This window comes from Bacillus songklensis (assembly GCF_042649685.1).
Lineage (GTDB): Bacteria > Bacillota > Bacilli > Bacillales > Bacillaceae_H > Bacillus_BA > Bacillus_BA songklensis.
In genome coordinates, this window is record NZ_JBHRZT010000020.1 from 708,043 (window position 1) to 719,549 (window position 11,507).

The 11,507-nt window shown below is 40.9% G+C and carries 10 protein-coding genes and 1 pseudogene; 1 reads left to right on the forward strand and 10 read right to left on the reverse strand.

Annotated elements, in window-relative coordinates; all coding sequences use genetic code 11:
* The 3 genes and pseudogenes from ACFOU2_RS06585 to ACFOU2_RS06595 form a co-directional block, all read right to left on the reverse strand.
* A pseudogene (locus ACFOU2_RS06585) lies at positions 1-488 on the reverse strand (isocitrate/isopropylmalate family dehydrogenase); the annotation flags it as partial.
* Positions 489-583: 95 nt separating this feature from the next.
* A complete protein-coding gene (gene citZ, locus ACFOU2_RS06590) occupies positions 584-1,702 on the reverse strand; it encodes a citrate synthase (RefSeq protein WP_377913377.1) in 1,119 nt (372 codons plus the stop codon).
* Between the two features lie 365 nt (positions 1,703-2,067).
* Positions 2,068-2,529 (reverse strand): DUF441 domain-containing protein, encoded by a 462-nt coding sequence (locus tag ACFOU2_RS06595; protein WP_377913379.1) that lies wholly within the window; start codon positions 2,527-2,529, stop codon positions 2,068-2,070.
* A 110-nt stretch (positions 2,530-2,639) separates the two neighbouring features.
* Between ACFOU2_RS06595 and ytvI the strand changes: the two genes are divergently transcribed.
* Complete coding sequence (gene ytvI, locus ACFOU2_RS06600) at positions 2,640-3,758, forward strand: sporulation integral membrane protein YtvI (RefSeq protein WP_377913381.1); 1,119 nt, start codon at positions 2,640-2,642, stop codon at positions 3,756-3,758.
* Positions 3,759-3,990: 232 nt separating this feature from the next.
* Here ytvI and ACFOU2_RS06605 read toward each other — a convergent pair whose 3' ends face one another.
* From ACFOU2_RS06605 to ACFOU2_RS06635, 7 genes are all read right to left on the reverse strand, one after another.
* Positions 3,991-4,383: an FxsA family protein gene (locus tag ACFOU2_RS06605; protein WP_377913383.1), complete on the reverse strand. Its 393-nt coding sequence runs from the start codon at positions 4,381-4,383 to the stop codon at positions 3,991-3,993.
* Positions 4,384-4,718: 335 nt separating this feature from the next.
* Positions 4,719-6,479: a pyruvate kinase gene (gene pyk / locus ACFOU2_RS06610; protein WP_377913385.1), complete on the reverse strand. Its 1,761-nt coding sequence runs from the start codon at positions 6,477-6,479 to the stop codon at positions 4,719-4,721.
* A gap of 35 nt (positions 6,480-6,514) precedes the next feature.
* Positions 6,515-7,474: a 6-phosphofructokinase gene (gene pfkA, locus ACFOU2_RS06615; RefSeq protein WP_377913387.1), complete on the reverse strand. Its 960-nt coding sequence runs from the start codon at positions 7,472-7,474 to the stop codon at positions 6,515-6,517.
* A 129-nt stretch (positions 7,475-7,603) separates the two neighbouring features.
* On the reverse strand, positions 7,604-8,581 hold the full coding sequence (gene accA / locus ACFOU2_RS06620; RefSeq protein ID WP_377913389.1) for an acetyl-CoA carboxylase carboxyl transferase subunit alpha: 978 nt from the start codon (positions 8,579-8,581) through the stop codon (positions 7,604-7,606).
* On the reverse strand, positions 8,575-9,438 hold the full coding sequence (accD, locus tag ACFOU2_RS06625) for an acetyl-CoA carboxylase, carboxyltransferase subunit beta (RefSeq protein WP_377913391.1): 864 nt from the start codon (positions 9,436-9,438) through the stop codon (positions 8,575-8,577). Before accD ends, accA begins: the two co-directional genes overlap by 7 nt.
* A gap of 144 nt (positions 9,439-9,582) precedes the next feature.
* Entirely contained in the window at positions 9,583-10,158 is a 576-nt protein-coding gene (locus ACFOU2_RS06630) for a FadR/GntR family transcriptional regulator (RefSeq protein ID WP_377913618.1), read from the reverse strand.
* A 71-nt stretch (positions 10,159-10,229) separates the two neighbouring features.
* On the reverse strand, positions 10,230-11,459 hold the full coding sequence (locus tag ACFOU2_RS06635) for an NAD(P)-dependent malic enzyme (protein WP_377913393.1): 1,230 nt from the start codon (positions 11,457-11,459) through the stop codon (positions 10,230-10,232).
* Positions 11,460-11,507 lie beyond the last annotated feature (48 nt).

The following is an 11,507-nucleotide window of genomic DNA, read 5'->3' on the forward strand; positions in this document are numbered from 1 at the left end:
ACTTCTTCAGTTCCTTCTGCATACTCGATACCTGCATAGATATCTTCAGTATTTTCACGGAAAATCACCATATCCGTATCTTCAGGACGCTTAACAGGTGAAGGTACACCTTCAAAGTAACGTACAGGGCGCAGACATACGAATAAATCGAGTTCCTGGCGCAACGCTACGTTTAAGGAACGAATCCCGCCGCCGACAGGAGTCGTAAGCGGACCTTTAATCCCAATTATGTACTCACGGATTACATCCAATGTTTCTGAAGGCAGCCACTCACCTGTCTCGTTGAACGCTTTTTCTCCAGCTAACACTTCTTTCCAAACAATTTTCTTTTGGCCATTGTATGCTTTCTCAACAGCTGCTTCTAATACACGTGAAGCTGAAGCCCAAATATCTGGACCTGTTCCATCCCCTTCAATAAAAGGGATAATAGGATAGTCTGGTACGTTTAATACACCGTTAGTTACTGTAATTTTTTCTCCTTGAATCACGAAAATTACCTCCTAATAGCTTGTCTAAATGAAGTAGTTTAATAGAGAGTGCCCAACAACACTCCAGTACTATTGAGCACTCTAACGCCATGTTATTACATGCGCTGCTCGATTGGAATGTAGGCCTGTTTTTCAGGACCAATATAATCCGCACGCGGACGAATCAAGCGATTATTTGAATATTGCTCTAAAATATGGGCAATCCACCCGGATACACGACTCACCGCAAAAATTGGTGTAAATAAGTCATGGTCAATTCCTAGACAGTGATATACAGAAGCTGAATAGAAATCCACATTAGGCGGTAATGCTTTTTCAGATGTTACAATGCCCTCAATTTTCACAGACATTTCATACCATTTCGTCTCGCCATTCAATTGTGTTAACTTTTCAGACATTTTTCTTAAATGTTTCGCACGCGGATCACCTTGTCTGTATACACGGTGTCCGAATCCCATGATTTTTTCTTTATTATTTAATTTGTTGCGGATATAAGATTCTGCATTTTCCACTTCTCCGATGTCTGACAACATTTTCATAACCGCTTCATTTGCTCCGCCATGAAGCGGACCTTTTAATGCACCGATGGCTGCCGTAATACCGGAATAGATATCAGATAAAGTGGCAACACAAACGCGTGCAGTAAAGGTCGAAGCATTCAATTCATGATCAGCATGAAGCACAAGTGCCTTATTGACAGCCTCAACTGCTACATCGCTTGGCTCTTCGCCAGTTAATGTATATAAGAAGTTCTCGGCAATGCTGTAATCTGCTTTTGGCCTGATTGGCTGTAATCCTTTACGAATACGCGAAAAAGCCGTAACAAGAATCGGCAGCTTTGCTTGAAGACGAATGGCTTTACGATAATTTGCCTCTTCATCCATTACATCCGCTTCCTCATCATACAGCCCTAATAAAGAGACCGCTGTTCTAAGGGCTGCCATTGGATGAACTTGCTTAATGGGATATGCGTTGAAATGGTTAATGACTTCTTCCGGTAAACTGGCATTTTCCGCTAGCTGTTTAGTGAAAGCAGATAGCTCTTGTTGATTCGGCAATTTGCCATGCCACAATAAATAGACCACTTCCTCAAATGTTGCGTATTCTGCTAGATCATCAATATTATATCCTCGATAAGTTAGTGTATCATCAATTATTGAACTAACAGAAGATGTAGTTGCTACAACCCCTTCTAGACCACGAGTAGCTGTCATAATCCTCTCTCCTTTACTGAAAAATTCCCCATAACCCATTTGTCTAAACCATTAGACAAATGTAAACATTCAAATTGAGCGCATGCTCAGCGTGAGAGTAAACCGTGGAGAAAAAGCACATCCAAATAAGCCATAAATAACGAAAAACTGGTGCACCAAAAAAGTAAATGCTTACATTTCCATTTTCAACCAATAGTACATAAAGCAGTATAAATGTACATGGAAAAGTTTTAGAAAAATCATTCTTAATAAATTTAAGGATATGTAAGCGGATGTTGCTTCAAGTTATATTATAAACAATTATCAGACTTTTGTGAATGAAAACAATAAATTATTTTTTTAAAACATTATTATACGAGAAAAATTTATGAAAAAACATTAACTAATTTCATAAATAAATAAGCAATCCCAGCCCCTATTAACGGTCCAACAGCCACCCCCCTAAATAGCGAGACCGCTAAAATGGTTCCAAACACGAGAGCTGTTGTAATATGAGGGTCGTCAGCCAAAAGCTGCAATCCATATTTTGCGATAAGCGCAACTGCAACCCCTGCTCCCAAAGCAACCCAGGCATAAGACGATTTCATCGCCTCTCCAAGCTGCTTAAATCCAATTTCCCCTGTTGCAATCGGAACTAAAACGGCAATCGTAATGATAGTAACGCCGAGATTAATCCCCTTCGACTGCAGATAAGGAAACACCTTTCCTTCTAATCCTGCCAATTTTAAAATGAGCAATAATCCAGCAGCAATAATCAATGACTGATTTTTGGCCATCAGTCCAATAATGAGCAAAACAAGTAAAAACAAAGATGCTTGTGAAATCACCATTTTCTTCCTTTCCGCTTTCAAAAATTTGAAACTTCTCTTTTATTATTTTCGTAAAAACATGAAAACGAGTAAAATAAAGGTAATAATGCCTTAGAGGGGGGAACTTTTTGAACAAGCAATACTTATACAGCTTCCTGCGCTTTTTTATAGTAGTAGCTGCCATTATTTTAGGAGTCTATATGCTTTATTATGTATCCACTCTTACATACCCTTTCATTATTGCTCTTATTATCGCTTTCATCATTAACCCTGTTGTTAATTTATTCGAAAAAAAAGGTAAAATGCCCAGGGCCTTGGCCGTCATTATTTCCCTCACCTTGATATTCGCTTTACTGGCAGGATTGATCACATTATTAATAGCTGAAATTTTATCAGGTACGGAATACTTGGCAAAAGTCGTCCCAGATCACGTCGGAAGCCTTGTCATGTTTATTGAAGACTTCATCGCCAGCCAAATCATTCCTGTCTATAATCAAATCAATTCCTTATTCAACAACCTGGAAGCCGGCCAACAAGAAACCATCATGACAAACATTCAAAACATCGGAGGAAAAATCACTCAAACAGTAGGTGAGTTCATTAAAAATTTTCTTCAAAGTATTCCGGCCCTGCTGGCATGGCTGCCAGACGCCGCAACAGTCATTATTTTTTCATTGCTTGCCACCTTCTTCATCAGCAAGGATTGGTATCGTTTAGGAGCATGGTTTCAACGATTTCTTCCGCTCAAAGCCCGCAAAAGCAGCAAAACGATATTTGCAGATTTGCGCAAAGCTTTATTCGGATTCCTTCAGGCACAGTTAACACTCATCTCTATTACAACAGTCATCGTTTTAATCGGCTTGCTTATTTTACGGGTAGACTATGCCATCACAATCGCTTTATTAATCGGTCTGGTTGATATTTTGCCTTACCTGGGAACCGGCCTCGTCTTCATCCCGTGGATTATTTACGCTTTTTTTACCGGCGATACATCATTTGCTATCGGTTTATCCGTTCTTTATTTAGTCGTAGTGGTGCAGCGTCAAGTAATGGAACCGAAAGTGCTCTCCTCAAGTATTGGACTTGACCCGCTCGCTACGCTAATTTCTCTATTCATCGGATTTAAGCTTTTTGGATTATTGGGCTTAATCGCAGGTCCAGTTACTCTTGTCCTCTTAAAAACCTTACACAGTGCCCATGTATTCGAAGATTTCTGGGATTTTATTATCGGTAAAAAAATAACGTAATCACTGAACTTCAGTTAACATCAAACATAAACGTCAATTTCCCAACTAATAACGCGGATATGGATTGACAAGAAGACTGTCCCCTAAATCCTAAAAAAGACAATAAACATGCTTTTTAACTGAAATGAACCGTCAGGGAAATCCTTGGCTTCAATAGGTTTCCCATGGCGGTTCATTTTCAGGAGATGACGTAGGAAGCATGTTCTTTATGTTTTCTGCGTCATCCTCTTTTTTACCATCTCTTGATTGTCATAAATGGACCATTTCTAAAAAATCGCTGCAGCCATTTCGCTAATATTGGCTTTACCACCCTTCTTGTCGGTGGAAACAGCAAAAAGAATCCCAATACATCTGTAAGAAAGCCAGGTGTCAATAAAACTGCCCCGCCAAACAGAATGCATACTCCGTCCAGGATGGCTCCGCCAGGAATCTGACCATAAGATAATTGCTCTCTCGCTTGCATTAAAACCGCCATACCTTGTTTCTTGGTTAAATATGCACCAAGAACCCCCGTCAACATCACTAGTAAAAAGGTTGGCAACGCTCCAAAGGTTTTACCGGATAAAATTAATAACCACATTTCCATTGCAGGCACAATAATCAACACAGGAATGAGAAAACGCATCTATAAGTCCCCTTTTTTGCAAACAAACGGTTGTACATACCCTATTATAATTAATAATACGCTAAAACCCAAAATTAATGTACGAAAATGCCCGAGATCCATTTTATGGATCTCGGGCATTTTTTAACTATATAAGTCCTACTTAATTTTTTAACCTCTGTCACTGATCCTTCTTCTATTTGCGCCTTTCTGTTCTCTCACCTTGAGCAGGCTTACAAAGGTCTTCGTATAAGCGGCTGACAAGAACCCGAAAGGGAGATTGGCGGCCGCTTATGCGTAAATCATTTGCGCGGATGTTTTTTATCCACGTCAAATGATTTATGTGGATTTATATATTATAGAACACTTGCATGACCTTGATAAATGATACCTTGTGTTGCATCTACTGTAATTTCTTGACCGTCAGTAAAAATGCTTGTCGCATTTTCAACCCCGACGATAACTGGAACACCTAAGCTTAAACCCACAACGGCAGCATGGCTTGTTAATCCACCTTCCTCCGTGATGATAGCCGAAGCCTTCTCAAGTGCTCTCATCATATCTCGATCCGTACCGTTTGTAACAAAAATCGCACCATCCGCCATTTTCTCAGTAGCTTCTGCTGCATTTTTAGCCACCACTACTTTTCCGAAAGCAGATTTACGGCCGATTCCTTGTCCTTTCGCTAACACATCGCCAACAACATGAATCTTCATTAAGTTTGTGGAGCCTGCTTCGCCAACTGGAACACCTGCTGTAATCACGACAACGTCACCGTGTGAAATGATACCCGTTGAAAGGGCTGATTGAACAGAGTTATCCAACATTTCATCGATTGAAGCAGCGTTTTGACCGCTTACAGGATGCACACCCCAAACAAGGGCTAAACGGCGAGATACATCCTCATTTGCTGCTACCGCAATGATTGGAGCCTTTGGACGATACTTTGAAATCATTTTTGCTGTATGTCCACTCTCTGTTGGTGCAAGGATTGCGGCTACCCCCAAATTTAAAGCAGTATGCGCAACCGATTGTCCAATCGCATCCGTCACCGTAGAACCTATTTGTTTATTACGTTTTGATAAAATTTCGCGATAGTCTAATGCTTGCTCTGCACGGGAAGCGATAGAATGCATTGTTTTAACAGCTTCAACAGGATATGCCCCTGCTGCTGTTTCACCAGATAGCATGATTGCATCTGTGCCGTCAAAGATTGCATTCGCTACGTCACTTGCTTCCGCACGTGTCGGACGCGGGTTGCGTTGCATAGAATCAAGCATTTGAGTAGCTGTGATCACCGGTTTACCAAGAGCGTTACACTTTTTGATTAACGCTTTTTGAACAAGAGGTACTTCTTCAGCTGGAATCTCTACCCCTAAGTCTCCACGAGCGACCATTAAGCCGTCAGATACTTCCAAAATCTCATCGATGTTATCGACACCTTCTTGATTTTCAATCTTTGGAATGATTTGAATGTGGCCTGCATTGTGCTCTTCAAGCAATTGACGAATTTCCAATACGTCAGCAGCACGTCTTACAAATGAAGCAGCAATGAAATCGATTCCTTGTCCAATGCCGAACACGATGTCATTTGCATCTTTTTCTGTCATACCAGGTAAGTTCACACTAACGCCAGGTACGTTTACACCTTTTTTATTCTTTAATGTACCAGGGTTTAATACTTTTGTTTTAATTTCTTTTGCTTGCTTATCAACACTTAATACCTCTAAACCGATTAATCCATCATCAAGCAAGATTTTAGACCCGGCTTGTACATCGTCAATTAAGCCTGGGTATGTAATGGAAAACTTCTCTGCTGTCCCGAGTACTTCTTCCATTGCAACGACTACTTCAGATCCCTCTGTCAAATCGATTGCCCCGTTTTCCATATTATGAGTACGAATTTCCGGTCCTTTCGTATCTAATAAGATTGCTACCGTTTTGCCTGTCATTTTAGCCGCTTCACGGATGTTGCAAATACGATTGCCGTGCTCCTCAAAATCGCCGTGTGAAAAGTTCAGACGACATACGTTTAATCCTGCGTTCATTAGCTCAACTAATTTTTCTACACTTTCACTCGCAGGACCGATAGTACAAACAATTTTTGTTTTACGCATTCCCTTATATCCTCCTCGAACTTGTTCCATTCGCATTAAATTGATAACTCTTGAGAAAGCTTGTACATTGAATGATCAATGTCATGTCTGTGTTCTAAAATTTCAAGGATGTCGTGATCAACGAGTTGATTTTTCTGAATTCCAACACAACGTCCACCTTTTCCTTCAAGCAATAATTCCACAGCTTTTGCACCTAAGCGGCTTGCAAGCACTCGGTCAAATGCAGTCGGTGAACCGCCGCGTTGAATATGGCCTAATACGCTGACACGCGTTTCCAGACCAGTCTGCTCTTCAATTTTTTTCCCGAACTCTACACCACTGCCTACACCTTCGGCTACGATGATGATACTATGCTTCTTGCCACGCTCTGTTCCGCGCTTTAAGCGATCAATGATATCTTGCATATCATAATCTGCTTCTGGAACCAAAATGGATTCAGCTCCACCTGCTAATCCTGACCATAGTGCAATATCACCCGCATGTCTTCCCATTACTTCAATAACATATGTACGATCATGAGATGTAGCCGTGTCACGAATTTTATCAATCGCATCAATAACTGTATTTAAAGCAGTATCAAATCCAATGGTAAAGTCGGTACCTGGAATGTCATTATCAATTGTACCAGGAACGCCTACGCAAGGAAAACCATGTTCTGTTAATTTTTTAGCACCCATGTAAGAACCGTCGCCGCCAATGACTACTAGTCCTTCAATCTCATGTTTCTTTAACTGTTCAATTCCTTTTTGTTGTCCTTCAAGTGTTTTAAACTCTGGACACCTTGCTGAGTAAAGCTTTGTACCGCCGCGGTGAATAATGTCACCCACGTCGCCAACTTCAAGTTTTTTAATATTGCCTGCCATCAAGCCGGAGTATCCATTGTAAACACCATAAACTTCTACATTATGATAAATGGCTTTACGAACAACTGCACGAATGGCAGCATTCATACCTGGGGAGTCTCCGCCACTTGTCAAAACACCAATTCTTTTCATGTCCTTTTTCACCTCATTGCGTTTTAACTGTCTATAAAATACCATGAAGAATGACCGAACACAATAGAGAAGGTAGATTCCTAAAACAGGAAAGCGCGCATCCCTTCCTTCACAAGGATGCACGCTCCTTTATTTTATCCCTATGGTATCGTTTTCAAGCGAAAATTTTCCGATTTTTTTGTATTTTGAATAGCGTTGTTGAATGAGTTCTTTTTCTGTCATTTTTTTTAATTCCATCAAGGACCGCTTCAGCACCAAATCCATCAGTTCCGCTTGTTGTTTAACATCGCGGTGTGCGCCGCCTTTGACTTCCGGAATCACTTCATCCACAATATTTAGTTCTTTTAAATCCGGAGCTGTAATTTTCATCGTTTCGGCTGCTTTTTTCGCTAAACTTGCATCCTTCCATAAAAGTGCTGCTGCACCTTCAGGAGAGATAACTGAATAGGTAGAGTTTTCCAGCATATGGATGTAATTTCCTATTCCGAGTGCAAGCGCTCCTCCGCTTCCGCCTTCTCCAATGACAATACAAACAACAGGAACCGTTAAACCGGCCATTTCGAATAAATTTCTTGCAATGGCTTCACTTTGACCTCGCTCTTCTGCCGCTTTTCCAGGATAGGCTCCTTTTGTATCGATAAAGCAAATAATAGGTCTGCCGAATTTTTCTGCTTGCTTCATGAGTCGAAGTGCTTTACGATATCCTTCAGGGTGCGGCATCCCAAAATTTCGTTTAATGTTTTCTTTTGTATCCTTTCCGCGTTGATGTCCGATGACTGTAACAGGCAGCCCATGGTATTTGGCGATACCACCGACAATCGCTTGATCATCACCGTAATAACGGTCTCCATGACACTCGAAAAAGTCTGTGAATAAATGTGAAATATAATCAAGCGTTGTCGGACGCTCTGGGTGTCGGGCAATCTGGACGCGGTCCCAAGGTTTTAAATGCTCGTAAATTTCTTTTTCAACTCGCTCTAAGCGGGCCTCTAATTTTTCAATCTCATTATTTAAATCCACATCCGTATTTTGGGCGAACTCTTTTAATTCATTAATTTTATTTTTTAATTCGATTATAGGACGCTCAAACTCCAATTCTCCTACCACTCTAGTTCACCACCGTTCACATGAATATCAAGGATTTGGGCCAGATTCTCTTTTAACTGATGACGCGGAATAACAGCATCCAATTGACCGTGCTTTAATAAAAATTCAGCCGTCTGAAAGTCCTCCGGCAATTCTTCCCTAATCGTTTGTTCAATAATTCGTCGACCGGCAAATCCAATCAATGCGCCAGGTTCGGCAAAATTATAATCGCCAAGGGAAGCGAAGCTTGCCGATACTCCTCCCGTTGTCGGATGCGTCATCACAGAAATGATAAGTCCGCCCTGGTCGCTAAACATTTTTAGTGCCGAACTCGTTTTGGCCATTTGCATCAAGCTCAGAACACCTTCTTGCATCCTGGCCCCGCCGGAAGCGGTAAAAATAAGGAAAGGCACCTGCAGCTCCATCGCTTTTTCAACAGCACGGGTAATTTTTTCACCGACAACAGACCCCATGCTTCCCATCCGGAAATGTGCATCCATGACAGCTATGACCACTTTCATATCCTGTATCTTAGCTTCACCTGTAACGATGGCCTCGTTCAAATCTGTTTTCTGTTTATCTTTCTCTAATTTTTCTTCATAATCCGGAAAATCCAGAGGGTTCCCGGAAACAAGATTGGCATCATACTCTACAAATGTCCCTGCATCCACAAGGCTGTCAATTCTTTCAAATGCCGTCATGGGATGATGATGACCACAATTCAAACACACTCTTAAGTTTTTGACAAATTCCTTTGTATACATGATTTTTTTACAGTTTTGACATTTCGTCATAATACCTTCAGGTACATCTTGTTTTGCGTGTTCTGAAGGAACGGATGCATACTTCTTCTTTTTGACAAACAATTCTCTTAACAAGCTGTAACCTCCCTTTTTTAAAGCCTCTTTGATTAAAGAACAAAAAGACTCTTACTGTGGGAATCTACTGCATACTCCCCAAGAAATAAATTACCTTTACTTTACATAAAAGAGAGTAAATGATGTGTAGAACGATGGCATGTCCTATTCGACATTTTCCATCTTGATTAATGTCTCATAATACTGGCGGTGGATCGTTAAAGCACGTTGTTCGTCCCGGTTGATCATTGCTTCAAACAATTCTTTTAATATCTCCCTGCCATATGTGGGATACGTATGCTCAAATGTCTTAAAATACCCTTCCACAACTCTCCAAATGCGTAGCAACAAACGATTATCAATATATTGAAATAACTCTTTTACAAGGTATTCATAGTTAGGCTCATCCAGCACCTTCGTTTGCAAGTGCTGTAATTGTGAGTCTGTCAATCTATAAAAGGCTATTTTCAAACCGATTTGCTCAATCCAAAATTTCGTTTCAATTAAATCTTTTTTGGCTTTACTATCTTGAAGGAGAAAGGTAGCCAGCAGTTCAATTAGTTGATGCTCACCAATTTCCTTTATGAATGTACCTTCCCCTCGCCTTGTTTCAATGATGCCCAACAATTCGATTGCGCGTAGTGCTTCCCTTACAGAAGAACGCCCCACATTCAAACGCTCGGATAGCTCTCGTTCAGAAGGGATTTTATCCCCTGTCTTTAATCCGTCTGTCTCCATCATCTTGCGAATTTGATTTAAAATCTCTACATATACCTTCGATTTCTCGCCAGTCAATGGTTCTCTCACTCACTTTATTCAATAATGGCTAAACGACGCGTTTTCTCTGCTACATCTTCCGGGTTTACCTTAATGCGGGCTACGCCTGTTTCCATTGCAGCTTTTGCAACCGCTGCTGCTACAGCAGGGGCAATGCGCGGATCAAATGGAGCCGGGATGACATAGTCCGGGTGAAGCTTATTCTCGTCAATTAAACCTGCAATCGCTTCTACCGCAGCCATTTTCATTTTTTCATTGATATGCGTAGCACGAACGTCTAATGCGCCGCGGAAAATTCCAGGGAACGCTAAAACGTTATTTACCTGGTTAGGAAAATCTGAACGACCTGTCCCGACCACTTTTGCACCGGCTGCTTTTGCCTCTTCTGGCATGATTTCCGGAACAGGATTTGCCATAGCAAAAATAATGGGATTTTCATTCATTGTTTCAATCATTTCTTTTGTTAATGCACCTTCAACGGACACTCCAATGAAAACGTCTGCCCCTTTGATGACATCTGCCAAAGATCCATCCAGCTTATCACGGTTTGTGTATGCGGCGACTTCTGATTTTACGTTGTTCATTCCATACGGGCGCCCTTCATAAATCGCACCTTTTGAGTCGCACATAATAATATCGCGTACACCATAACGATATAAAAGTTTAATAATGGCAATTCCTGCCGCACCTGCTCCGTTTGCTACTACTTTAATTGCTGACATCGTTTTTCCAACTAGCTTTAGTGCATTGAGCAACCCTGCTACCGTAACGATGGCGGTTCCATGCTGATCATCATGAAATACAGGAATATTGGTTTCTTTTTTTAGTCGTTCTTCAATGACAAAGCAGTTTGGAGCTGCAATATCTTCTAGATTTACACCGCCAAATGTAGGTTCCAACATTTTGACTGTCTCTACAATTTTGTCCACATCTGTCGTACTTAAACAAATAGGAAATGCGTCAACTCCAGCAAAACTTTTGAATAAAACAGCTTTTCCTTCCATTACAGGCAGGGCAGCTTCAGGACCGATATTCCCTAAACCTAACACAGCTGTTCCATCCGATACGACAGCTACCATATTTCCTTTCATCGTATATTCATACACTTTAGTGACATCATCATAAATAGCCTTACAAGGCTCTGCTACACCTGGAGAATATGCCAAACTTAAATCCTTTGCATTTCGAACCGGGATTTTTGATTTAGATTCTAATTTGCCCTGATGAATTCGATGCATGTGCAATGCTTCTTCCCTTAACGACATACGTACCCACTCCCTCTTTTATAAAAAAACCTTTGGTCAATTTATGAA

Bases quoted from the DNA above. Each gene is read 5' to 3' on its own strand.
- pfkA (WP_377913387.1), bottom strand. From the start codon at position 7,474: ATGAAAAGAATTGGTGTTTTGACAAGTGGCGGAGACTCCCCAGGTATG.
- pyk (WP_377913385.1), bottom strand. From the start codon at position 6,479: ATGCGTAAAACAAAAATTGTTTGTACTATCGGTCCTGCGAGTGAAAGT.
- citZ (WP_377913377.1), bottom strand. From the start codon at position 1,702: ATGACAGCTACTCGTGGTCTAGAAGGGGTTGTAGCAACTACATCTTCT.
- ACFOU2_RS06605 (WP_377913383.1), bottom strand. From the start codon at position 4,383: ATGCGTTTTCTCATTCCTGTGTTGATTATTGTGCCTGCAATGGAAATG.
- ACFOU2_RS06635 (WP_377913393.1), bottom strand. From the start codon at position 11,459: ATGTCGTTAAGGGAAGAAGCATTGCACATGCATCGAATTCATCAGGGC.
- ACFOU2_RS06630 (WP_377913618.1), bottom strand. From the start codon at position 10,158: ATGATGGAGACAGACGGATTAAAGACAGGGGATAAAATCCCTTCTGAA.